This is a genomic window from Streptomyces sp. RLB3-17 (assembly GCF_007113425.2).
Lineage (GTDB): Bacteria > Actinomycetota > Actinomycetes > Streptomycetales > Streptomycetaceae > Streptomyces > Streptomyces mirabilis_D.
The window spans coordinates 6,570,374-6,593,958 of the sequence record NZ_CP041610.2; the positions used below are offsets into that span (position 1 = coordinate 6,570,374).

The 23,585-nt window shown below is 69.6% G+C and carries 19 protein-coding genes, 1 pseudogene and 1 riboswitch; of the genes and pseudogenes, 10 read left to right on the forward strand and 10 right to left on the reverse strand.

Annotated features, from left to right (window positions below):
* Positions 1–296 precede the first annotated feature (296 nt).
* The 3 genes and pseudogenes from FNV62_RS29805 to FNV62_RS29815 all read left to right on the forward strand — a co-directional run.
* Positions 297–1,547: a D-aspartate ligase gene (locus FNV62_RS29805; RefSeq protein WP_060894824.1), complete on the forward strand. Its 1,251-nt coding sequence runs from the start codon at positions 297–299 to the stop codon at positions 1,545–1,547.
* A gap of 27 nt (positions 1,548–1,574) precedes the next feature.
* Complete coding sequence (locus FNV62_RS29810; RefSeq protein WP_143627711.1) at positions 1,575–2,777, forward strand: FAD-dependent oxidoreductase; 1,203 nt, start codon at positions 1,575–1,577, stop codon at positions 2,775–2,777.
* A 304-nt stretch (positions 2,778–3,081) separates the two neighbouring features.
* Positions 3,082–3,885: pseudogene (locus FNV62_RS29815) on the forward strand (HAD family hydrolase); the annotation flags it as partial.
* Between the two features lie 145 nt (positions 3,886–4,030).
* On the opposite strand, the gene FNV62_RS29820 reads toward FNV62_RS29815, so the two are convergent.
* The 3 genes from FNV62_RS29820 to FNV62_RS29830 all read right to left on the reverse strand — a co-directional run bounded on the left by FNV62_RS29820 (position 4,031) and on the right by FNV62_RS29830 (position 7,637).
* On the reverse strand, positions 4,031–4,720 hold the full coding sequence (locus tag FNV62_RS29820) for a transglycosylase SLT domain-containing protein (RefSeq protein WP_143608922.1): 690 nt from the start codon (positions 4,718–4,720) through the stop codon (positions 4,031–4,033).
* Positions 4,721–4,724: 4 nt separating this feature from the next.
* Positions 4,725–4,885: riboswitch (cyclic di-AMP (ydaO/yuaA leader) on the reverse strand.
* 449 nt (positions 4,886–5,334) lie between these two features.
* Positions 5,335–5,493, reverse strand: coding sequence for a hypothetical protein (locus FNV62_RS55875; RefSeq protein WP_225900419.1), 159 nt, complete (start codon positions 5,491–5,493; stop codon positions 5,335–5,337).
* 5 nt (positions 5,494–5,498) lie between these two features.
* Positions 5,499–7,637 carry a CocE/NonD family hydrolase gene (locus FNV62_RS29830; RefSeq protein ID WP_144316526.1) on the reverse strand — a complete coding sequence of 713 codons (2,139 nt, stop codon included), beginning with the start codon at positions 7,635–7,637 and terminating at the stop codon, positions 5,499–5,501.
* Between the two features lie 388 nt (positions 7,638–8,025).
* On the opposite strand from FNV62_RS29830, the gene FNV62_RS29835 reads away from it, so the two are divergent.
* From FNV62_RS29835 to FNV62_RS29855, 5 genes are all read left to right on the forward strand, one after another.
* The gene (locus FNV62_RS29835; protein ID WP_054232168.1) at positions 8,026–9,036 is read left to right on the forward strand and encodes a polyprenyl synthetase family protein; all 1,011 of its coding nucleotides are present in this window, start codon (positions 8,026–8,028) and stop codon (positions 9,034–9,036) included.
* A gap of 197 nt (positions 9,037–9,233) precedes the next feature.
* Entirely contained in the window at positions 9,234–10,265 is a 1,032-nt protein-coding gene (locus tag FNV62_RS29840) for a CHRD domain-containing protein (RefSeq protein WP_225900420.1), read from the forward strand.
* 245 nt (positions 10,266–10,510) lie between these two features.
* On the forward strand, positions 10,511–11,788 hold the full coding sequence (locus tag FNV62_RS29845) for a LolA family protein (RefSeq protein WP_143627713.1): 1,278 nt from the start codon (positions 10,511–10,513) through the stop codon (positions 11,786–11,788).
* Positions 11,789–11,891: 103 nt separating this feature from the next.
* On the forward strand, positions 11,892–12,887 hold the full coding sequence (locus FNV62_RS29850) for an ABC transporter ATP-binding protein (RefSeq protein ID WP_225900421.1): 996 nt from the start codon (positions 11,892–11,894) through the stop codon (positions 12,885–12,887).
* Positions 12,874–13,782, forward strand: coding sequence for an ABC transporter permease (locus FNV62_RS29855; RefSeq protein WP_143627715.1), 909 nt, complete (start codon positions 12,874–12,876; stop codon positions 13,780–13,782). Before FNV62_RS29850 ends, FNV62_RS29855 begins: the two co-directional genes overlap by 14 nt.
* Before the next feature lie 3 nt (positions 13,783–13,785).
* On the opposite strand, the gene FNV62_RS29860 is transcribed toward FNV62_RS29855, so the two are convergent.
* Both FNV62_RS29860 and FNV62_RS29865 read right to left on the reverse strand, forming a co-directional pair.
* The gene (locus FNV62_RS29860; RefSeq protein ID WP_143652147.1) at positions 13,786–14,418 is read right to left on the reverse strand and encodes a flavodoxin family protein; all 633 of its coding nucleotides are present in this window, start codon (positions 14,416–14,418) and stop codon (positions 13,786–13,788) included.
* A 138-nt stretch (positions 14,419–14,556) separates the two neighbouring features.
* The gene (locus FNV62_RS29865) at positions 14,557–15,105 is read right to left on the reverse strand and encodes a DUF6668 family protein (RefSeq protein ID WP_143652148.1); all 549 of its coding nucleotides are present in this window, start codon (positions 15,103–15,105) and stop codon (positions 14,557–14,559) included.
* A gap of 169 nt (positions 15,106–15,274) precedes the next feature.
* Here FNV62_RS29865 and FNV62_RS29870 point away from each other — a divergent pair, with 169 nt between their 5' ends.
* On the forward strand, positions 15,275–16,435 hold the full coding sequence (locus tag FNV62_RS29870) for a tetratricopeptide repeat protein (RefSeq protein WP_143627717.1): 1,161 nt from the start codon (positions 15,275–15,277) through the stop codon (positions 16,433–16,435).
* A gap of 89 nt (positions 16,436–16,524) precedes the next feature.
* Here FNV62_RS29870 and FNV62_RS29875 read toward each other — a convergent pair whose 3' ends face one another.
* The 3 genes from FNV62_RS29875 to FNV62_RS29885 form a co-directional block, all read right to left on the reverse strand.
* A complete protein-coding gene (locus FNV62_RS29875) occupies positions 16,525–17,472 on the reverse strand; it encodes a M28 family metallopeptidase (protein WP_143602565.1) in 948 nt (315 codons plus the stop codon).
* A gap of 131 nt (positions 17,473–17,603) precedes the next feature.
* Complete coding sequence (gene rarD, locus FNV62_RS29880) at positions 17,604–18,677, reverse strand: EamA family transporter RarD (protein WP_225900422.1); 1,074 nt, start codon at positions 18,675–18,677, stop codon at positions 17,604–17,606.
* Positions 18,678–18,819: 142 nt separating this feature from the next.
* Complete coding sequence (locus FNV62_RS29885; protein ID WP_143602566.1) at positions 18,820–19,674, reverse strand: SDR family oxidoreductase; 855 nt, start codon at positions 19,672–19,674, stop codon at positions 18,820–18,822.
* Positions 19,675–19,883: 209 nt separating this feature from the next.
* On the opposite strand from FNV62_RS29885, the gene FNV62_RS29890 reads away from it, so the two are divergent.
* Positions 19,884–20,246 (forward strand): winged helix-turn-helix transcriptional regulator, encoded by a 363-nt coding sequence (locus FNV62_RS29890; RefSeq protein ID WP_143605564.1) that lies wholly within the window; start codon positions 19,884–19,886, stop codon positions 20,244–20,246.
* A 22-nt stretch (positions 20,247–20,268) separates the two neighbouring features.
* Here the strand turns inward: FNV62_RS29890 and FNV62_RS29895 are convergent, their stop codons facing one another.
* Positions 20,269–21,348, reverse strand: a complete 1,080-nt coding sequence (locus FNV62_RS29895) for a 2-oxoacid:ferredoxin oxidoreductase subunit beta (protein ID WP_143602567.1) — start codon at positions 21,346–21,348, stop codon at positions 20,269–20,271.
* Positions 21,341–23,272 carry a 2-oxoacid:acceptor oxidoreductase subunit alpha gene (locus FNV62_RS29900; RefSeq protein WP_054232178.1) on the reverse strand — a complete coding sequence of 644 codons (1,932 nt, stop codon included), beginning with the start codon at positions 23,270–23,272 and terminating at the stop codon, positions 21,341–21,343. Before FNV62_RS29900 ends, FNV62_RS29895 begins: the two co-directional genes overlap by 8 nt.
* Positions 23,273–23,585: the final 313 nt, after the last annotated feature.

Genomic DNA, 23,585 nt, shown 5'->3' on the forward strand with positions numbered 1-23,585 from the left:
CGCGCGGTGCACGTGTGGGTGTTTCACGTGTTCCGGGTGGTCGCGGCACAGGTTACGGGGGAGTGACGTGCTGTGGCAGTGCCCAAAGAGTTGCCATGAGTTGCCGCGCGTTGTCATGAGGCGCTGTGGCAGTACCTGAAGAGTTGCCTCGACAGTGCCTAAAGAGTTCGCAATGTCCGAATAGGCCTTGTCGGACTCGGTAGTTCCGGCTTAGCGTCCTTTGGGGACACGGACGGGGTGGGTCCGGTCCGTAGGGGGGACACGTGGGGGGACCCGTGGCCAGGAGCGTCAGCGGAGTGCCGGTCGACGCCGATCGGAACGTTCCGGGCCTGATCGTGAAGTTTGGCGACTATCCGCTGCACCACGGCGGTGTGGGCGCCATCCGAAGTCTGGGCCGCCTCGGCATACCGATGTATGCGATCACCGAGGACCGTTACACGCCTGCCGCGGCCTCGCGCTATCTGCGCCGTGCCTTCGTCTGGCCGACGACGGGGACGGAGGAGCCGGAACGTCTGGTCGAGGGGTTGCTGCGGATCGGGGCCCGCATCGGGCGGCCGACGGTGCTCGTCCCGACGGACGAGGAGGCGGCCGTCCTGATCGCCGAACACCAGGAGGAACTGGGGGAGCGGTTCCTCTTCCCCCGGGTCGACGCCAAACTGCCCAGGCGCCTCGCCAGCAAGCAGGGCCTGCACGAACTCTGTGTGGAACACGGCATCCCCAGTCCGGCGGCGGCCTTCCCGCAGTCGTACGAGGAGATCGTGGCGTTCGCCGAGAGCGCTCGGTTTCCGATCGTCGCCAAGAACCGGGAGGCGTTCGTACGCCGCAGCCAGCCGGCGGTGAACGGGACGACAAGGATCGCGACCCGGGAGGGGCTGCTGTCACTCGCCCGGGACTGGGGAGATCAGCCGGGCGTGATCCTCCAGGAGTACCTGCCCAGGGAGGAGGCGGAGGACTGGATCGTGCACGCGTACTTCGACGCGGACTCGACGCCGCTCGCGATGTTCACGGGCGTGAAGGTCCGCTCCTGGCCGCCGCACGCGGGAATGACGGCGAACGCGTACGTCGTCGACAATCCGGAACTCGCGGACCTCGCCGCGCGTTTCATCAAACAGATCGGCTTCAGCGGCGTCATCGACCTCGACCTGCGCTTCGACCGGCGCGACGGGCAGTACAAACTTCTCGACTTCAACCCCCGGATGGGCGCGCAGTTCCGGCTTTTCGAGAACGAGTCGGGGATCGACGTCGTCCGGGCCATGCATCTCGACCTGACCGGGCGCACCGTTCCCGAAGGGGAACAGCGGGCCGGTCACCGGTACATCGTGGAGAACATCGACCTGCCGGCCCTGCTCGCCTACCGGCGCAGCGGCTACACGACCCCGCACGCGCCGGCTCGCGCGAGCGGCACGGAGTTGGCCTGGCTCGCGGGTGACGACCTGCGGCCGTTCTTCACGATGCTCGCGCGCTTCGTGCGGCCGGGCGCGAGGCATCTGTATCAGCTGTGGCGGACCAACCGCCGTGGCAACAGCACCAGTACGACCACGAAGTGACGAACGTACGTCCTGGGGAGGGACTTCGTGATTCATCCGGTAGCAGTCATCGGCGCCGGCCCGTTCGGCCTGTCCACCGCCGCCCATCTGCGTGCGCGGGGCATCCCGGTGCGCGTGTTCGGCGAACCCATGGTGAGCTGGCGTGACCACATGCCCGAGGGGATGCTTCTCAAGTCGACGCCGGTCGCGTCCAGCCTCGACGCCCCACAGCCCGGCCACACGCTCGCCGACTACTGCGACGCGGCGGGGATCCGCCGGCTCGTCACGGACGAGGACATCATTCCGGTCGAGACGTTCATCGCGTACGGCGAGTGGTTCCAGCAGCAGCTGGTGCCCGAGTTGGAGCGGGTGCGGGTCGTGTCCGTCGACCGCCGGGGCAGCGAGGGCTTCGAACTCAAGCTGGACTCGGGGGAGTCGTTCACGGCGCGGGCGGTCGTCGTGGCCACGGGACTGTACGGACTCGCCCATCTGCCGCCCGAGCTCGGGGGCGCGGCGGCGGACGGACCCACACCCACCGGCCCCGTCTCGCACAGCTCCCAGCACCACGACCTCGCCCGGTTCTCCGGCAAGGAACTGATCGTCGTCGGCGCGGGCCAGTCCGCGCTGGAGACGGCGGCGCTCGCGACGGAGGCGGGCGCGCAGGTGCGGGTGGTGTCCCGGGGACGGGGCAGGGTCGCCTTCGGAGCACCGCCCTGGAAGCAGCCGAAGCTGCGTCCCGAGTCGCCCTTCGGACGCGCCTGGTCCCTGTGGGCGCTCAGCTACTACCCGCACCCCTACCGCTATCTGCCCGCCGAAGCCCGGCACTACCTGGTCCGCCGGGTGCTCGGCCCCCTCGGGGCGTGGTGGCTGCGCGACCGCTTCGAGGGCAAGGTCGAGGTCAGCGAGGTCTCCGGAATCGTTCGCGCCGCTGTCTCCGACGGGCGTCCGGTCCTCTCCGTGCAGACCCTGGGCGGCCGGAGCGAGGAGCTCGCCGCCGACCATGTCATCGCGGCGACCGGTTATCGCGTCGACATCGCCGCGATGGACTTCCTGGGACACGAGTTGCGTACGGCGCTCGCGGTGAGCCGCGGCACTCCCAAGCTCGGTGCGGGGTACTGCTCTTCGGTGCCCGGGCTGTACTTCACGGGGTTGCCGGCGGCGGCTTCGTACGGGCCGGTGATGCGGTTCGTGTGCGGTACGGAGTTCGCTTCGCCGCGGCTGGCCAAGCACTTGGCGAGCGCGCACGGGTGAGGTGACCGGGGCCAGTTCGGTCGGAGGGGGGCGGTGACTGGTGGGCCACGCCGTGGGCGGGGCCCAACCCGCCGCGTCGGAGCTCGTGTTGGGCTCAGGCGGCCACAGTCACCGCAGCAGCGTCATCCTCTGGAGTGACATTCCGCTCGGAGTCTTTTCGTACCGTCCGCATCGGTGGACGGGGCGGAACTGCACTCTGTACGCCCGGTACGGCCCGTACGGTGAACGGCGTTGCTGACGGGATACCGGACGTCGTCCGGTTCACGCCGGGCCGATGAGTCGTTCGATCCGTATTCTTCGGATCATGGCCGCTCCGACTGCATATTCACTTATCGCCACTGACCTGGACGGAACGCTGCTCCGCGGCGACGACACCCTCTCCGACCGGTCCCGGGCCGCGTTGGAGAGGGTGGCCGAGGCGGGCGCCCGACACCTGGTCGTGACGGGGCGCCCGGCGCCGAGAGTACGACCGTTGCTCGACGAACTCGGCGGCGCGGGGCTGGCGGTGTGCGGGCAGGGGGCGCAGCTGTACGACGCGGCGGCGGACCGCCTGCTGTGGTCGGTGACCCTGGACAGGGAACTCGCGGAGACCGCGCTCGGCAAGATCGAGGCGGAGGTCGGGCTGCTCTACGCCGCGGTGGACCAGGACGGCGTGGACGGGCTGACGCTCATCGAGCCGGGGTACGTGATGCCGCATCCGACGCTTCCGGCGGTACGGGTGCATCACCGCGACGACCTGTGGACGGAGCCGATCAGCAAGGTGTTGCTCCGTCACCCGTCGCTGTCCGACGACGAGTTGGCCTCGGCCGCCCGGGGTGTGGTGGGCTCGCTGGCCACCGTCACCATGTCGGGGCCGGGGACCGTCGAACTCCAGCCATGCGGCGTGACCAAGGCGACCGGTCTGGCGCTCGCCGCCGCCCACCTCGGTCTCACTCCCGCCGGCACCATCGCCTTCGGCGACATGCCCAACGACATCCCCATGTTCGACTGGGCCGCCCGGGGGGTCGCCATGGCCAACGCCCATCCGGAGCTGAAGGCGGTGGCCGACGAGGTGACGCTGTCGAACGAGGACGACGGGATCGCGGTGGTGCTGGAGCGGCTGTTCCCGTGCCGGTCGGATCGGTTCCGGGAGTCCGGAGAGCCCGGTGGGTCCCGGCAGCTCTCCGAGTCGCTCCGACCTCATCAGCCGTATCAGCCGCATCAGCCCCGGCAGTCGTACGAGCCCTACCGGCTCAGCCAGCCCCACAGTCCTGTCAGTAGGGGCCGTTGACGTTGTCGATCGAGCCGTACTTCGCCGCCGCGTAGTTGCAGGCCGCCGTGATGTTCGCGACCGGGTCGTAGATGTTCATCGACGTGCCCGGCACGTGGTAGGCCTTGAACGTCGGGTCGATGACCTGGAGCAGGCCCTTGGAGGGGATGCCGGCCTTGGCGTTGGAGTCCCAGTTGTTGATGGCCATGGGGTTTCCGGAGGACTCGCGCATGACGTTGCGGTGGATGCCGTTGTAGCTGCCGGGGATCTTGGCGCGGGCCATGATGTCCAGCGAGTGCTTGATCCATCCGTCGAGGTTGTTCGCGTACGTCTTCGAGGTGGTGGGCGCCGTCTTCGCCTTGGCGGGGATTTGGACGGTTTTGGTGCCCACGGTCAGGGTGAGGCCCGGACGGAGCGTCGTCGGGTCGGGGCCTATGACCGCGCGGTTGGCGGCGTACAGCTTCGCCGCGCCGCCGCTCTTGGGGTACTTCCGCGCGATCTTGGCCAGGGTGTCGCCCGCGGTCACCTTGTACGTGATGAGCTGGACATCGGTGGTGGTGGCGGTGGCGGCCTGTGCGCAGGTCGCCGCCGCGAGCGGAAGGGCGAGTGCGACTCCGCCCATTCCCGCGGCGAGGATGCCCCGAGTGAGCATGCCGTGGATCTTGAAGCTGCGGTGCTTGCCTCGTGCGGACATGGCGAATTCCTCTCCGGCGCCTGCGAGGTGAGCTGTCGGGTTCGGGCGGGAGCTGCCCGGCCGCACGGTGTGTGCGACTTCACCCCTAGCCGTTCCGGTGTCCGGATCGGCGGCTTACCTGGGTCCCCCGCTCCTGCCGTGCGTGTGTGTGGGTGGCTGGGATATTCCGGTCGGCGGCAGGATTGGGCGGTCCGTCCGGATCGACGTGAACGTATGCGAGAGCACATGTCCGGAACAAGCCCTCATTTCCCGGTGTAGATCGCTTTCACCTGTGCAATAAGGGGGAGAAAATGCCCGATTAATCCGGAACGTGACGCTCAACTTGCCTTATGCAAAGGGGGAGTCGTCAAGAGGGGATAAAGGGCCCACTTCGCATGGGAGTGACCCAATTCACTCGACCAAGCAGAAATAAAGCGGCACTGGCGGCAAATCGGACATACGGCTTCGAGTGTCCAGGCCGTTGAGCCCGTAGGCGGAGCCGGGCGTACCTCCCACACGGGCAGGTCCGTGTCGGGGTCGTCGTCGGGGAGCCGGCCGGCGTGGGGCTTGAAGTAGAGGCCGTGGGCCCAGTATTCGGGGAGTTCGTGGCACATCAGGTCCGGGTGGGCCCCGAACTACCGCCCCGCGTAAGCCCTGTTGATCCTCGCCACCGCCTCGGCCCGGGGAATCCCGAAACGCGTGACCATCTCGTCGGTCGTCTCGGCGGTCATCTCGTGGAAGTGCGCGAGCATCCCCTCGTCCAGGGCCATCAGGAACTCATCGGTCCGCGCCATGCTCCTCAGGGGTTGCCCATGCCGCCGCCGGGTCCCCAGTCCGGCGGCGTCCGGGGGATTCTTCTCTCCCACGTCCGATGGAAGACCACCTCGTTGCCGTCCTTGCAGATCAGCTCGTTCGAGGTGATGAACTCCCGCGCGTCGCAGCTGAGTTCGGAGCGTGTCTCGACCCGGGCGTCCCAGGGCAGCTCCGGGCGGTGCAGACGGATCGACCTCGTCGAGCGGGTACGGGCGGAGAGCGGGTCCGACTCGTCGATGGTGTACGTGTCCCGGGCGTCCTCCGTGCATTCCAGGCCGTCAGGGTGGACACGGGTGCCGTCCTGGCGAGGGTCGACCTCCAGACGCCACTCGCCCCTCGCCACGTCACGGGCGACCAGGCGTTCGGGGCGGGGCTCGTCAAGGGTGGCCGCGGACGTCACTCCCAGGGGTTCGGACTGCTCCGGCTCCTCGAAGGTGATCCTCGGGTCCGACTCCCTTGCTCGCACCGGAAGTTCGAGGGAACTGCCCGCCGGGTCCAGGACGAGCCCCGCCGCCGAGCCCGGCTGGGGCCAGATCCACGGCCAGTAGGCGGAGGACAGGGAGAGCCGGATGCGGTGGCCGGACGGGAACGCGTAGCCGGTGGCGGTCAGGTCGAAAACCACGTCCTCCGTAGAGCCCGGTTTCCAGGAGACCGCCTGGTCGGGGCCGTAGCGCGCTGACAGGTTCAGGGCACCCCGGGTCACCAGCGTCGAGGAACCGTCGGCGGCGACGTCGCACACCCTGGCGATCACCTGGCCCCAGGGGGAGTGGGACGTCAGACGGAGGCGGACCCTGGGGCGCCCCAGGATCCAGGTCTCCCCCGGGACCTCGAACTCGAAGCAGACCGATCTCGCGTCCTCCTCCCGCTGGTTCGGCGGCAGGTCCGCGTCGTTCCCGACGGGGCGGAAACGGCCCGCGTCCACGCCCGTGTGCTGAGGGGAGCGCACCAGCACCGGTGCGCCCCGCAGCGCGTACGCGATCGGGGTCACGGAGGGGGAGGGCCAGGCGGTGTCGCCCACCCAGTGGCCGGGGAGGGACGGGTACGTCGTCGCCGGGGGGTGCGCGGCCATGACGTAGGAGCGCAGGAGGGGCTGCGCCATGACGGCACGGCCGTTCACGCCGGGGTCCGGATCGTCGTTCACGCCGGGCCCTGGATCGTCGTTCACGCCGGGGCCGGGGCCGGGGCCGGGGCCGGGATCGGGGACGCTCGTGGCGGTCGGCCTGAGCCAGTGGTCCCACCACCTCAGCGTCTCCTGGAGGAAGCCGATCGCCGGACCCGGCGGCAGGCCCCGGTCCGGGTACTGGTGGCACCAGGGGCCGATCAGGCCGCGTACGCGGTCGGCGGGGAGGCTCTCGACCAGCCGCAGCACCGTGTCGCAGGACGGGTCGTGCCAGCCGCCCACCGCGAGCACGGCGGCCCGGATTCCTCCGTATCCCCCGTCCTCGCGCACACCGGCGTGGCGCCAGTACGCGTCCCGGGTCGGGTGGGACAGCCACGTATGGATGAACGGCTCCACCTTCTCCAGGCGCTTCACCCACATGTCGCGCCACATCACCTGGCCCACGTGCACCGGATCCGGCGGACGGGCGACGTCGGCGAGCGCCGTGGCCGCCCGGGCGTGCGTCTCGACGGCGAGGACGGCACCTCCCAAGCGGTGCCCGTCGTTGTCATAGGGATCGTCGGTCGCACAGACCGTGACGATCGCCTTGAGCGGTTCGGGCGCGAGGGCCGCGATCCGAAGGGAGGTGAAGCCGCCCCTGGAGATGCCGAACATGCCCACCGCGCCGCTGCACCAGGGCCGGTCCGCCAGCCAGTGGATCACTTCCACCCCGTCGGCCCGTTCGCTCTCCCCGTAGGGGTCCGCCGGCACGCCCTCCGAGTTGCCGTGACCGCGGGCATCCACCCGGACGGAGGCGTAGCCGTGGCCCGCGTACCAGGGGTGACGCTGCCAGTCGCGTGGCGCGGTCCGGTCGGTGAGCCGGTCCGGGAGATATTCGAGGAGCGCGGGGACGGGCGCGTCGGTCAGCGGGCGCCACACGCGCGCGTGCAGGCGGGTGCCGTCCGGGAGAGGGATCCACAGATCCTCGTGAGTCGTCTCGTGCGAGAAGGACGTACGGATGTGCATGCTCATCACGGTGTCCTGGGTGTCCTCGGTGCCCTTCGTGCCCTGTGGCCGTCCTCGGTGCCCCGGTCGTCTTCGGCGGTCGGTTCTCAACAACGTCCGATCAGTCAATACATCCCATATCGGGTCATATCGAATGACCAAGAACATACCGCCCGTGATCCCGTACCGCCCGGGTGGGGGACTGTCTGCCGCTCGGGGGACATCGGATGGCGGGGGAGAGGGAAGTCGGGAGGAAGTCGGCAGTGGGGACGGTGGGCGCTCGTGGTGATCGAAACGTGACCGGATACGCTGACTTGAGTGATGGCAGCGACACATCGACAAACCGTGTCATCGACCGAATGATCGACCGAGTTCGCCATGTGATCGTCAGCAGACAGGAGAACCTCTCGTGACCGTCGTCGGGCCGTTCGGGCTGAGCGTGCGGGACCAGGCTCTCGAAGCCGATGTCCAGGCCGGATTGACGGCTGTGGAGGAGGGCTTGCTCGAAGTCACCAAGAGCGAGGTCCCCTTCATCACAGAGGCCGCGCAGCACCTGCTGCGCGCCGGCGGGAAGCGGTTCCGTCCGCTGCTCGTGATGCTCGCCGCGCAGTTCGGTGACCCCTACGCGCCGGGTGTCGTGCCCTCGGCCGTGGTCGTCGAACTGACCCATCTCGCCACCCTGTACCACGACGACGTGATGGACGAGGCCGACGCGCGGCGCGGCGTGCCCAGCGCGAACACCCGCTGGGGCAACTCGGTCGCCGTGCTCACCGGCGACTTCCTCTTCGCGCGCGCGTCCCACACCCTGGCCGACCTCGGGCCCGAGGCGGTCCGTATCCAGGCCGAGGCGTTCGAGCGGCTCGTCACCGGGCAGATCCTGGAGACGGCGGGGCCGCGCGACGGGCGCGACCCGGTCGACCACTACCTCGACGTGCTCGGCGGCAAGACCGGCTCGCTGGTCGCCGTGGCGTGCCGGTTCGGCGCGATGATGTCGGGCGCCGACGAGACGGTCGTGGACGTGCTGACGCAGTACGGGGAACGGCTGGGCGTCGCCTTCCAGCTCGCGGACGATGTGCTGGACATCGCCTCCGACTCGCACGAGTCCGGCAAGACGCCCGGTACGGACCTGCGCGAGGGCATCGCCACACTGCCGGTGCTGCGGCTGCGTGAGCGGGCGGAGCGGCTCGGTCTCGCCGAGGACATCGCGCTGTGCGAGCTGCTCGACTCCGACCTCACGGACGACGACCGGCACGCGGAGGCGCTGGCTCTGCTGCGGGTGCATCCCGCGCTGGAGCAGGCCCGCCGTGACACCGTGCGGTACGCGGAGGAGGCCCGCGCCGCGCTCGTTCCGCTCCCCGAGTGCGATGCGAAGGCGGCGCTCATGGAGCTGGTGGACGCGGTGGTGCACCGGGCCGGTTAGGTGCCCGGAGCGAGCCACTGGCGTACGCCCTCCTCGGGTGCCGCGGCGTACGCCCTCCCCGGTGCAGGCGAATGGGCTCTCCTCGCTGTGACGCACGTCACACTGTTGGATTGAGTCCAGGGTAGGAATCAGTCCGTACTCCCGTACAGAAGCTGACGCAGGGGGCGTCGGCTGCATTACGGGGAGAAAAAAGAATCATGGATTCGAACACCACGTTCAATGCCATGTCGGACATGCGCCGCAAGGGCCTGGTCATGGCCGGTGTCGCGGTGGCAGCCGCGGCCGGTGTCGCCGCCGCCGTCATCCCGGCGGTCGCGGCCGGCGGCAGCCACCGCAGTGACCACGGCGGCATGAGCCACTCGACGCACGGCGACCAGACCATCGTCGCGCAGAGCGGAGTCGTCGGCGGCAGCGGCGGCACCATCCTCGCCACCAGCCTCCGCGGCGCCAACGAGGTGCCCGTCCAGGGCGGCCCCGCCGTCGGCGACAAGGACGGCGCGGCCCTGGAGTTCATCAAGGTCAAGGGGGACAAGGTGTCCGTCGCCGTGACCTGGCGCGGCACCGGCAGGCCCACCATGCTCCACATCCACCAGGGCGCCAAGGGCACCAACGGCGGCGTCAAGATCGACTTCACCAAGCTGCTCGGCAGGATCAAGGGTCACCACGTGGTCGGCACCGTGAAGGTGAAGGACGTCGCCCTGCTGGATCGGTTGAAGAACGACCCGGGGGCGTTCTACGCCAATCTGCACACCGCCGAGTTCCCGGGCGGAGCCGTCCGCGGCCAACTCCACAAGGTCACCGGCTCCTTCGACTTCCGTGACGCCCTCGGCAACTTCCAGGCGTCCGTGGTCAAGGGCAAGCAGATCTACGAGTGCAAGCCCGTCGAAGGCGGTGGCTACGCCTTCGCTCAGCGTGACGTCGCGGCCCTGCTCGGCGGCGACATCGTGCACACGTTCGTGAAGCCCAACTCCGGTACGCCGCAGTGGGTCGCGCCCGACCGCAGCGCGGTCACCGGAGCGGTGATCTCCAAGACTCCGAACGGGGAGAAGAACATCGCCGAGCTGGACCTCAAGGCCACCCGGTCCGGCAAGCACCGCGGTCTGCTGGCCGACACGCAGGAGATCCTGCGCCTCAACACCGTGGGCGGCGTCGCGCCGGCCGGCTCCTGTTCACCGGGCACGATCGTGGGCGTGCCCTACCAGGCGGACTACGTGTTCGTGCAGCGCTGACGGGTACCGGGCCTCTGTGAGGCTCAGGCGGTGGTTTCCCCAACCCCTACGGGTCGGGGGAGCCACCGCCTCCTCACGTCATACCGCAGGACTACGTGGAGTTGAGTCCGGGGTCTGACGCTTCTCGTCGGCCGATTTGGTCAGATTGAGAACACCACTCCTCACCGGTTCGGGTGAGAATGGCGGCTATAGGGGTGGAGAAGTGAGGACGGTAGGCCGCCGCCGACGACGGAGGTAAGGCACACATGGCACCGTACGAATCCGACAGGACCGCCGGGGCGGAAGGGCTGCCCGACGAGGCCGACGACGTCCGCGCCGGTCGGCGCAAGGCGGCTCGTTACGTCGTTCCGGTCGCAGTGGTGGGGGTGGCGGCCGCGACCATCGGGCTCGTCCCGGCGCTCGCGGACTCCGGCGACCCCAGCCTGCCGAAGATCACCGCAGAGCAGCTCATCGAGAAGATCGCCAAGTCGGACGTCCAGCAGCTGTCCGGCACGGTCAAGGTCAGCACCGATCTTGGACTGCCCAGCCTGGGCGGCCTGGAGAGCGGCATGCTCTCCGGCGTCACCAAGGGGTCCGGCGGCTCCTCCGCCGACCCGCAGTCCAAGCTCATGGAGCTGGCCTCCGGCACGCACACGGTGCGCGTCGCGGCCGACGGCCCGGACAAGGCCAAGGTCTCCGTCCTGGAGAACGCCGCCGAGTACAGCATCATCCACAACGGCAACGACGTGTGGGCGTACGACAGCAAGTCGAACGAGGTGTACCACTCGACGGCCCCCGCAGCCGAAAAGGGCCAGGAGAAGGCGCCGAAGGACGTCCCGACGACGCCCAAGCAGCTCGCAGACGAGGCCTTGAAGTCGGTCGACGACACGACCTCCGTGACGGTCGACGGCACGGCGCAGGTCGCGGGCCGTGACGCCTACAAGCTGCTCATCAAGCCGAAGCAGTCCGGTTCCACGGTCGGCGCGATCACCGTCGCGGTGGACGCGAAGACCGGGGTGCCGCTGAAGTTCACGCTGGTCCCGACGAGTGGCGGCGCGGCCGTCGTGGACGCCGGGTTCACTCAGGTCGCCTTCACCAAGCCGGCCGCCTCGACCTTCGACTTCACCCCGCCGAAGGGTGCGAAGGTCACCGAGGGCAAGGACTCCAAGGGCTCCAAGGACCTCAAGGACTCCAAGGACTCCAAGGACTTTAAGGGCTCCAAGGACTCCAAGGCCCCGGAGTCCGCTCCGAGCCGCGGAGACCTCGGCAAGGGGCTCGACGGTCTGAAGACCGTCGGCAAGGGCTGGAGCACCATCGCGGAGTTCGACACCGGCGGCCAGGGCATGCCCTCCGGCTCGTCGTCCCAGGGCGGCAACGTCTCCGGGTTCCTGAACTCCCTCGGTGACCACGTCAAGGGCAAGTTCGGCTCGGGCACGGTCTTCTCGACCCGCCTGGTCAACGCGCTGATCACGGACGACGGCAAGGTGTACGCCGGTGCGGTCACCAAGGACGCGCTGGTCAAGGCGGCCAACGCGGCCCACTGAGTACCGTACGTATGGAACTGACGTGCGGAACTGACGTACGGAACTGACGTACGGAACTGACGTACGGAACTGACGTACGGACGAAGCCGAGACGAGGGAGCCCATGGAGGAGCGGTCCGCCGAGGGTACGGACCCGCCTGTGGCGGGCACCGCCAGCGCGTCCGACGAGGGCACGGTGATCGCCACCCGCGCGCTCTCCAAGCGCTTCCGCGGCGGACAGCTCGCCGTGGACGGTCTCGATCTGATCGTCCCGGCGGGCAGCGTTTTCGGCTTCCTCGGACCCAACGGCTCGGGCAAGACCACCACCATCCGCATGCTGATGGGGCTGATCGAGCCGACCTCGGGCACGGCGCATGTGTTGGGGCAGCCCATGCCCCGCGCCACCCGCGCCGTGCTCCCGCACGTGGGCGCCCTCATCGAGGGCCCCGCGCTGTACGGCTTCCTCTCCGGCCGTGACAACCTCCTCCGGTACGACGCAGCCGACCCGACCGCCGACCCGCGCACCCGGCGTACCCGCGTCGAGGCCGCCCTCGACCGGGTCGGACTCACCGCGGCCGCGGGCAAGAAGGCGAAGGCGTACTCGCTCGGCATGAAGCAGCGGCTCGGGCTCGCGGCCGCGCTGCTCCAGCCCCGTCGCCTGCTCGTCCTGGACGAGCCGACCAACGGCCTGGACCCGCAGGGCATGCGCGAGATCCGTTCCCTCGTGAGGGAGCTGGCCTCGGACGGCACGACCGTCTTCCTCTCCTCCCACCTGCTCGACGAGATCGAGCAGGTGTGCACGCACGCCGCCGTGATGGCACAGGGGCGGCTGATCACGCAGGGCCCGGTGGCGGAGCTCGCGGCGGGCGCGCGGGGGCGGCTGGTCGTGACCACCCCGGACCCCGGGGACGCGGCGCGCGTACTGAAGGAACAGGGAGTCGCGGATCTCGTCGTGACGGAGACGGGCGTGAGCGCCGAACCTCCGGACCGCGAACTCGCCGAACTGAACGCCGCGTTGGTCACGGCCGGCGTCCGCGTCCGTGGCTTCGGCGTTGAACGGGCCTCACTGGAGGACGCGTTCGTGGCGCTGACGGGGGAGGGGTTCGATGTCGCGGGCTGAAGTCGAGGCCGGGGCCGAGGCGGTACGCGTCGAGGACATGGCGGTACGGAAACCGAGCCCCCTGTGGACCTTCGGACTCTTCCGCAGCGAACTCCTCACCACCTTCCGGCGCTGGCGGACCATCGCGCTGCTCGCCGTGCTCGCGGCCGTGCCGATCCTCATCGGCATCGCGATCAAGATAGAGACGCGCGACGGCTCGACGGCGGGCGGTGGTGGCGGCGAAGGACCGGCGTTCATCTCGCAGATCACCAACAACGGCCTGTTCCTGGTGTTCACGGCGCTCGCCGCGACCCTCCCCTTCTTCCTGCCGATGGCCATCGGCGTCATCGCGGGCGACGCGATCGCGGGCGAGGCGAACGCGGGGACGCTGCGCTACCTGCTGGTCGCGCCGGCCGGCCGTACCCGCCTGCTGCTCACCAAGTACGCGACCACCATGACGTTCTGCCTGGTCGCGACCCTGGTGGTGGCGCTCTCGGCGCTCACGGTCGGCGCGCTGCTCTTCCCCCTGGGCGAGCTGACGACGATCTCCGGGACCCGTATCAGCTTCACCGAGGGGCTCGGACGGGCGCTTCTCATCGCGCTGGTCGTCGCCGCGTCACTGATCGGCGTCGCGGCCCTCGGCCTGTTCGTCTCGACGCTGACCAACAGCGGCATCGCGGCGATGGCGACGACGGTCGGCCTTCTCATCACCATCCAGATCCTCGACCAGATACCCCAGCTCCACGCCCTCCAGCCGTACTTCTTCTCCCACTACTGGCTGTCCTTCGCCGACCTCATGCGCGACCCGGTGTACTGGGACGACATGGTCCGCAATCTCGGACTCCAGGGCCTGTACGCGGCGGTGTTCGGCTCGGCGGCGTGGGCGCGGTTCGCGGCGAAGGACATCACCGCGTAGCCGCTAGCGCGCGGCTGCCATGCCCTGCGTGTCGCCGGTGCCTCGCGTCTCGTGCGTCTCGTAGGGGTAGCGGGCGAGCGGCGCCTCCCGTGCGAAGAACGTCTTCGCATGCGCCAGCGCGGCCGTGTCCTTCAGTACGTCACCGGGCTTGCTGCCGTTGCCGAGCAGGACGCCGCCGAAACGCATGCCCAGGTACGCGGCCGAGTGGTTGAGCGTGCCGATCAGCGGGTCGGCGACCTCTTCCTCCTCGTGCGCCAGCGCGGTGACGCCCCAGAGGGTGCGCCCCGCCATCCTGGCCTTGAAGTCGATGTCGGGCGTGCGCAGCCAGCCCGACCAGTAGTCCAGGTAGCGCTTGGTGAGGCCGGACACCGAGTACCAGTACAGCGGCGAGGCGATCACGATGTCGGTGGCCGCCAGGGTGGCGTCGAGCAGCAGCGCCGGATTGCTCCCCGCGGCCGGGTGTACGTGGTCGCTGTCGCGCCGCAGGTCCACGAAGTCGGGCAGCGGGTGCTCGGCGAGGCTCAGCCAGCGCTGCTCGACCTCCGCGGGCAACTGTTCGGCGGCCCGTCGGGCCAGCAGCTCGGTGTTGCCGTCGGGGCGGCTGCTGCCCAGCAGGAACAGGAAGTGACGGCTCATGGGTCCCCCAGGGTGCGTGTGCGACAGGTCGCGGAACGCCACGACCCGCGAGTGCAACTGCATGCGTGCACAATATATGCATACGCATGTGACGTCCATGCCGAGACACAGGGTCCGTGCCGAGAGACAGGGATGGGGTCAGGGCAGGCGTGGGCCGCCCGTCAGGCGGGCCAGCGCGGCCGTCTCGCGGGGCGGCGCCGAGGTGAGGTCACCGATGCGCCACCCCGGGATCCACGGCACCTGATACACGTCGATCATCGAATCGATCACCTTGACGCGCTGGGCGAGTGGGCGGGGCAGCCGTCCGGGCGCGTCCGCGACCAGCACCACGGCCTCGAGGTCGAGCCCCGGGGGCGCCTCGCCCCGGCGGAAGGTCTCCAGGGTGTGCGAGACGCCGTCCAGTCCCGCCGCGTGCGTACGCCCGACGAGGAGCACCGACCCCGGTTCTCCCAGGTCGGGCCGGGGCCAGTTCCGCCCGGCGTCATGGCCGCCGAAGACCGCGGCGAGCGTGGTGGTGCCGGCCCCGCCATGCGTCGCGACCCAGGCGAACCGCCGTGGGCCGACGGCGAGGTGTCCGGGTTCGTCCCCGCCGGGTTCGGGCCACAGAGTGGGTTCCACCGTGTCGGCGACCGGCCCGCGGAGCCAGATCTCGGGCCCCTCCGCCCCCTGTCGCATGCTCACCTGCATCACCTGACACTCTCCTCGGTCGTTGTCGGCGTTGTCGGCCACTCTTACGAGGCTGTGACGCCGTAGTGACGCATGCAGCGGTGGTGAGCCGAGAGACTTGACTGTATGTACCTGACGGGATCTTGAGGCAAGGTCGACGCATGGAAGTACGACCCGAGTGAGGGAATCGATGTCTCGACTCAGCCGCGAACAGAAGCGGGAATCCAAGCGGCAGCGCTCAGCGGTCGGCCCCGGTGCCGGCCCGGTGGAGGTATGGGTCCCCGCGCCCGCGGGGGAAAGCGGGGGCGGCGCCACGGTCGGCGGTGTGCCGGTCGTCGTCGTGCCCGGCGAGACCGTCCAGGCCTGCGTCCTGAACCACCTCCACCGACTCGCCCTCGCCGCCGGTCACTCCGTGCGCGCCACCATCCACGACGAACGGATCGGCTTCGTCGTACCGCTGGAGGTGTACGGGGACGGGTCGAGCCGGTACACGGGCGAGCCGGTACGGCTGGGGCCGTCGGCCGAGGTGCCCGCGCTGCCGGCACCCCCTCCCGCGATGCCCGCGGCCCCTCCCGCGCCGCCGCGGGTGCCGGTGTCGGAGCCTCAGCCCCTGCCCGGGGCCGCGCCGACGCATGCGCTGCGCGCGCTGCCGGAGCCGACGCGGGACGTCGCCCCCGGCGTCGCGGTGGCTCCGACGGGCGAGTTCGGCCCGCCGCCGCCCGTGGGACCGACTCCCGAGCGTCCGGCCCCCGCGATGGAGGCCATGTCCGTCCTGGACCCCGAGCCGGAGCCGGATCCGAAGCCCACTCCCGCGCGCGGCTTCGACGCCGTCGCCGAGTCCGTGCTGGCACCGGTTCAGGAGACGGAGGGCGCGGCGTTCCTCGTGGAGCCCGTGGCGCGGATCAACGAGGCCGTGAAGATGGGCCGGATCGAAGAGGCCACGGGGATGGCGGAGCGGGTCGGCGCGGACGCGTCGCGGTCGCTGGGCCCCGAGCACCCGGAGGTGCTGCGGCTGCGCGAGCTGACCTCGTACATCGCCTATCTGGCCGGTGACCCGCTCCGGGCGTTCCACGTGTCCCTCGACCTCGCCCGCGTCCGCAGGCGGCACCAGGACCCCGAGGCCGCGTACGGCAACGTACAGAGCGCCGCCGCGGCCTGGCGCGCCGTGCGCGACCCCGTGCAGGGGCTGAACCTGGGGCAGGACCTGATCACGCTGTGGACCGAGCTCGTGGCCGACGGCGGCCCCGCCGCCGACGACCTCGAACAGCTCGAATCGGCCCGCACCCGCATGACCCGCCTCACGGACCGGGCCCGGGCCCGCTCCCTGGCGGACAATCCGTACACCCCCTAGGCGGGCTGGGAGGACGAGGAGCCCAGTGGGCCCCAGGAAGCCCCGGTGCGCCCCAGGAAGCCCCAGTGCGCCCCAGGAGCCCAGGAGCCCTAGGAGGACAGCGTCCACACGGCGTACGCCAGCGCGTCCGCGTTCCGGTTCAGCGCCGTGTCGTCGATGTTGGACGCCGTGTCGCAGGAGGCGTGGTAGCAGCGGTCGAAGGCCTGACCGGAGGTACCGCCCCACTTGGCGGCCTGGGCGGCCGTCTTGATGTAGTCGGCGCCGCTGAAGAGACCGCCGACCGGGATGCCCACGTTCTTGAAGGGGGAGTGGTCCGAACGGCCGTCGCCCTCGGTCTCCGGCTCCGTGGCGATGCCGACGCCCGCGAAGTAGTCCTTGAAGGTCTTCTCGATCGTGGGGTCGTCGTCGTAGACGAAGTAGCCGGGGTTCGGTGAGCCGATCATGTCGAAGTTCAGATAGTCGCTGATCTTCGCCCGGTTCGCGGAGGACAGGCCGTTCACGTAGTACTTCGAGCCGACCATCCCCAGCTCCTCCGCGCCCCACCAGGCGAACCGCAGGTGCTTGGTGGGCTGGTACTGGGCACGGGAGACGGCGAGCGCGGTCTCCAGGATCGCGGCGGACCCCGATCCGTTGTCGTTGATGCCGGGTCCCGCGGTCACGCTGTCGAGGTGGGAGCCCGCCATGACGACCTGGTTGGCGTCGCCGCCGGGCCAGTCGGCGATCAGGTTGTACCCGGTGCGGCCTGAGGACGTGAACTGCTGGAGGGTCGTGGTGAATCCGGCCGCGTCCAGCTTCGCCTTCACATGGTCGATGGAGGCCTTGTAGCCCGTGCGGCCGTGTGCGCGGTTGCCGCCGTTGGCGGTGGCGATGGACTGCAGCTGCGCGAGATGGGCCTTGACGTTGGCCACGGGGATGTCGGGTGCGGCTGCCGCGGCGGTGGGGGCCGGCGCCGCGCCGGTTATCGCGCCGGTGGTGAGGAGCGTGACGGCCGCGACGACGACGGCGCCGGTGGCACGCCCGGGAACGGAGAGCTTCATGTGGGGGGGGCTCCGGATTCCTTGTGGGAATGAGGTGCCTGATGGTGTTTCTGAGGCTGACGTTCCGTCAAGAGCGCAATCCGGTCAGGGCGGTTCGCATAGCGAACCCGGGTCGCCGGGGGCGAAACCCTCTACGACTTGGCGTCCACGGCTGCGGCACCCCGCACGCCGGCGACGGCACCCGCGACCGCCCCGGCCCTGAGCGCCCTGGCCGCCCGCCGCGCGGTCCGCAGCGCGTCGAAGGTGAGCAGCGACAGCGCGAGCCAGACCAGCGCGAACCCGGCCCACCGCTCCGGCGGCATGGCCTCGTGGAAGTAGAGGATGCCGAGCAGGAACTGGAACACCGGGGCGAGGTACTGCAACAGCCCCAGCGTGGACAACGGCACCCGTATCGCGGCCGCGCCGAAGCACACCAGCGGAAGCGCGGTCACCACGCCCGTGGCCGCGAGCAGCGTCGCGTGCCCCGCACCCTCCGTGCCGAAGGTCGCGCCCCCGCTCGAACCCAGCCACAGCAGATAGGCGAGCGCGGGCAGGAACTGGATCGCCGTCTCGGCGGCGAGCGACTCGATCCCGCCGAGGTTGACCTTCTTCTTCACCAGCCCGTACGTGGCGAAGGAGAAGGCGAGGGTGAGGGAGATCCACGGCGGCCGGCCGTACCCGATCGTGAGGACGAGCACCGCGGAGAAGCCGACAGCGACCGCCGTCCACTGCAGGGGGCGCAGCCGTTCCTTCAGCAGCAGGACGCCCATGGCGATGGTGACGAGCGGGTTGATGAAGTATCCGAGGGACGCCTCGACGACGTGCTCGCTGTTCACGGCCCAGATGTAGACGCCCCAGTTCACCGTGATCACGGCCGCCGCGACGCTGATCAGCGCCAGCTTGCGCGGCTGGCGCAGCAGCTCGCCGAGCCAGGCCCAGCGCCGCATCACCAGCAGGGCGACGCCGACCACGGCGAGGGACCACACCATCCGGTGGGCGAGGATCTCGAGGGCCCCGGCCGGCTTCAGCAGCGGCCAGAAGAGGGGAACGAGCCCCCACATGCCGTACGCGGCGAAGCCGTTCAACAGCCCGACGCGCTGTTCTGCCTTGGATGTACGGGGACCCGTCGAGCCGACAGGGCCACTGGAACCCGCGGAACCGGCGGGGCCACTGGAACCCGCGGAGCCGGTCGCACCCATCGAATTCTTCGCCTGCTGCACGGCCACCGGCCCTCCCTCTCGCACAGCTGCTCCCGCGCAGCCTCCAAGAAGGTAGCGCCGAGCACCCCCGCCTGTCATGCCCGTATCGCTATACGGTCATTACAGGCGGGGGTGCGGGCGGCGACGGCGCCAGGGCCCCGAGGGGGAGTCAGCCCTTCAGCGCCGCCGCGATGGACTCGGCGACCGGCATGGTCGGGCGGCCGGTCAGCCGGGACAGGTCACCGCTGGTGCCCGCGAGCTCGCCCTTCTCGATGGACGCGTCGACGCCCGCCAGGATCGCGGCGAGGGGGCCGGGCAGTCCGGCGCCGGTCAGGATGCCGGTGAGCGCCTCGACGGAGACGGCGTTGTAGACGATCTCCTTGCCGGACCGCTCGGCCACCAGGGCGGCGTACTCGGCGAAGCCCCACGCGGTGTCGCCGCTCAGCTCGTACGTCTTGTTCTCGTGGCCCTCGCCGGTCAGTACGGCCACGGCGGCGGCCGCGTAGTCGGCGCGGGCGGCGGAGGCGACCTTGCCGTCGCCGGCGGCCTGGGTGACGGCGCCGTACTCGAGGACCGGGGCGAGGTTCTCGGTGTAGTTCTCGTTGTACCAGCCGTTGCGCAGCAGGGCGTAGGGCACACCCGACTCCAGGATCGCCTTCTCGGTGCCCTTGTGGTCGTCGGCGAGGGCGGCGGTGAGGGTGCCCGGCGCGCTGGTGTACGCGAAGAGCGCGACCCCGGCGGCCTTGGCGGCGTCCAGGACGACCTGGTGCTGGGCCACGCGGCCCTTGTCGAACTCGTTGCCGGAGATGAGCAGCACCTTGTCGCCGGCGGCGAGGAGGGTCCCGAAGGTCTCGGGCTCGTTGTAGTTGGCGACCGCGATCTTCACGCCGCGGGCCGCGAAGCCGGCGGCCTTCTCCGCGTCGCGGACGACGGCGGTGATCTGGTCGGCCGGAACCTTCTCCAGCAGTCCCTCGATGACGTGGCGGCCGAGGTGTCCGGTGGCTCCGGTGACGACGATGCTCATGACGTGGCTCCTTGTGGGGTAGGTCTGTCACTAACCCTAGGAGGTGCACTAACTCAGCGAAAGTACCCACTTTGAAGTAAGGTACTGGCATGGGAGTAAGTGCAGAGGTACCCACCGACACCGCGGCCGCGTCCAAGCCTGCGGCCGTTTCCAAGCCTGCGGCCGTTTCCAGGCCTGCGGCCGTTTCCAAGTACGACACGGGCGAGGCGATGTGCCCGTACCGCCTCGTCCTGGAGCACGTCACCAGCCGCTGGGGTGTACTCGTGCTGATCGAGCTCCTCGACCGCCCCTACCGCTTCAGCGAGCTGCGCCGGGCGATCGGCCGGGTCAGCGAGAAGATGCTCACCCAGACCCTCCAGACCCTGGAGCGCGACGGTCTTGTCCACCGTGACGCGAAGCCCGTGATCCCGCCCCGTGTCGACTACTCGCTCACCGAACTGGGCCACGAGGCCGCCGAGCAGGTGCGCGCGCTGGCCGTCTGGACCAAGGACCGGATGGACGACGTGGAGAAGTCCCGCCACGCGTACGACGAGGCCCGGGTGTCAGCCACCCGGGCCCCTGGAACTTCCTGAACGCCTCGAACGGACGGCTCGCTCAGCCGACGACCGTCCAGGTGTCCCCGCCCGCGAGGAGCGTGGCGAGGTCGCCCTTGCCGTTCTGTTCGATGGCCGTGTCGAGCTGGTCGGCCATCTGGGTGTCGTAGACCGGCCGCTCCACGGAGCGCAGGACGCCGATCGGGGTGTGGTGCAGGGTGTCCGGGTCGGCCAGCCGGGAGAGCGCGAAGGCCGTGGTCGGGGACGCGGAGTGGGCGTCGTGGACCAGGACCTGTGCCTCGTTCTCCGGGGTGACGGTGACGACCTTCAGGTCACCGGTCAGCTGATCCCGTACGACACCCCTGGCGCGGTCCGCGCCGAAGCGGATCTGCTGCCCGTGTTCGAGCCGGATCACCGCCTCCTCGGCCTGCTGCTTGTCCTTGAGGACCTCGAAGGCGCCGTCGTTGAAGATGTTGCAGTTCTGGTAGATCTCCACCAGCGCCGTGCCCGGGTGGGCGGCGGCCTGCCGCAGTACGTCGGTGAGGTGCTTGCGGTCGGAGTCCACGGTCCGGGCCACGAAGGACGCCTCCGCGCCGATGGCCAGGGACACCGGGTTGAAGGGCGCGTCCAGCGAGCCCATCGGCGTCGACTTGGTGATCTTGCCGACCTCGGAGGTCGGCGAGTACTGCCCCTTGGTGAGGCCGTAGATCCGGTTGTTGAACAAAAGGATCTTCAGGTTCACGTTGCGGCGCAGCGCGTGGATCAGGTGGTTGCCGCCGATGGAGAGGGCGTCCCCGTCACCGGTCACCACCCACACGCTCAGGTCCCGCCTGCTGGAGGCGAGGCCCGTCGCGATGGCGGGCGCGCGGCCGTGGATGGAGTGCATGCCGTACGTGTTCATGTAGTACGGGAAGCGGGACGAGCACCCGATGCCCGACACGAAGACGATGTTCTCCTTGGCCAGGCCGAGCTCGGGCATGAAGCCCTGTACGGCGGCCAGGACCGCGTAGTCACCGCAACCGGGGCACCAGCGCACTTCCTGATCGGACTTGAAGTCCTTCATGGACTGCCTGGCCTCGGCCTTGGGCACCAGAGTGAGGGCCTCGATCGTGTCCGCGCTTCCTGTGGACGTCTCAGCCATCGATGGCCTCCTTGAGCGCCGTGGCGAGCTGTTCGGCCTTGAACGGCATGCCGTTGACCTGGTTGTAGGAGTGCGCGTCGACCAGGTACTTCGCCCGGACGAGCGTGGCGAGCTGGCCGAGGTTCATCTCGGGGATCACCACCTTCTCGTAACGCCCCAGCACCGCGCCGAGATTCCGGGGGAAGGGGTTGATGTGGCGCAGATGGGCCTGCGCGATGTTCTCCCCGGCCGCCCGCAGCCGCCGTACCGCCGCGGTGATGGGTCCGTACGTCGAACCCCAACCCAGAACCAGGGTGTTGGCCTCGCCGGAGGGGTCGTCGACCTCGATGTCCGGGACGTCGATGCCGTCGATCTTCGCCTGGCGGGTGCGGACCATGAAGTCGTGGTTGGCGGGGTCGTAGGAGATGTTGCCCGTGCCGTCCTGCTTCTCGATGCCGCCGATGCGGTGCTCGAGTCCCGGTGTGCCGGGGATCGCCCACGGACGGGCCAGGGTTTGCGGGTCGCGCTTGTACGGCCAGAACACCTCGGTGCCGTCGTCAAGGGTGTGGTTCGGACCCTGTGCGAACTGCACCCGCAGGTCCGGAAGTTCGTCGACGTCCGGGATCCGCCACGGCTCGGAGCCGTTGGCCAGGTAGCCGTCGGAGAGGAGGAGGACGGGGGTGCGGTAGGTGAGGGCGATCCGGGCCGCCTCCAGGGCGGCGTCGAAGCAGTCGGCCGGCGTGCACGGGGCGACCACCGGGACCGGGGCCTCTCCGTTGCGCCCGTACATCGCCTGGAGCAGGTCCGCCTGCTCCGTCTTCGTCGGCAGCCCCGTGGAAGGCCCGCCGCGCTGGATGTCGATGACCAGCAGTGGCAGTTCGAGGGAGACCGCGAGCCCGATGGTCTCCGACTTCAGCGCCACGCCCGGCCCGGAGGTGGTGGTGACGGCGAGGGAGCCGCCGAAGGCCGCGCCCAGGGCCGCGCCGATGCCCGCGATCTCGTCCTCGGCCTGGAAGGTCCGCACGCCGAAGTTCTTGTGCCGGCTCAGCTCGTGCAGGATGTCGGAGGCCGGGGTGATCGGGTAGGAGCCCAGGTAGAGGGGCAGGTCCGCCTGTTTGGAGGCGGCGATCAGGCCGTACGACAGGGCCAGGTTCCCGGAGATGTTGCGGTAGGTACCGGTCGGGAAGGTCTTGGTGGCCGGGGCGACCTCGTAGGAGACCGCGAAGTCCTCGGTCGTCTCGCCGAAGTTCCAGCCCGCCCGGAAGGCGGCGATGTTGGCGGCGGCGATCTCGGGCTTCTTCGCGAACTTGTTCCGCAGGAACTTCTCGGTGCCCTCGGTGGGCCGGTGGTACATCCAGGACAGCAGGCCCAGCGCGAACATGTTCTTGCTGCGCTCGGCCTCCTTGCGGGACAGCTCGAACTCCTTGAGCGCCTCGACCGTCATCGTCGTCAGCGGGACCGGATGGACGGCGTACCCGTCCAGCGAACCGTCCTCCAGCGGGCTGGCCGCGTAGCCGACCTTCGCCATCGCCCGCTTCGTGAACTCGTCCGTGTTGACGATGATCTCCGCGCCGCGCGGCACATCACCGATGTTCGCCTTGAGCGCCGCCGGATTCATGGCCACCAGCACATTCGGCGCGTCACCGGGCGTGAGGATGTCGTGGTCCGCGAAATGCAGCTGAAATGAAGAAACGCCCGGCAGTGTGCCTGCGGGCGCTCGAATTTCGGCGGGGAAGTTCGGCAGCGTCGAAAGATCGTTGCCGAAGGACGCCGTCTCGGAGGTGAAGCGGTCGCCGGTGAGTTGCATTCCATCACCGGAGTCACCCGCGAACCGGATGATCACCCGGTCGAGCCGGCGTGTTTCCTTTGCCCCCGCCGGTTTGCGCTGTTCTCCTACGACGGCTTCGTCGGCCTGCTCCGCTGGGCTACTGACCTGGCTGGTCACTTAACTGGACCTCCTTCGAGGCGGCTGTCTGGGAGCGGCCTTCCCGCAGGCCTTCCCGGGATCAACCCTACGTCTGTAAGGGTCGCCTTCCCTCGGCCGTTCGCATGATGGACACCATTTTGAGATGGTTCGACGCCCTGACTTGTCATGACTTACTCGCCCCCGACGCTGCTCTGGAAGACGCTTCTACCTCATCCTTTGGTTCTCGTGCCGGTCTCGCGCCGCTCTGGTGCCATGCCGGGCCCCCTGTCCTTCGAGGGCGATCCCGTTCGGCCGACCCAGTGCGTTCGGCTGCCCCGTGTCAGTTCCTAGT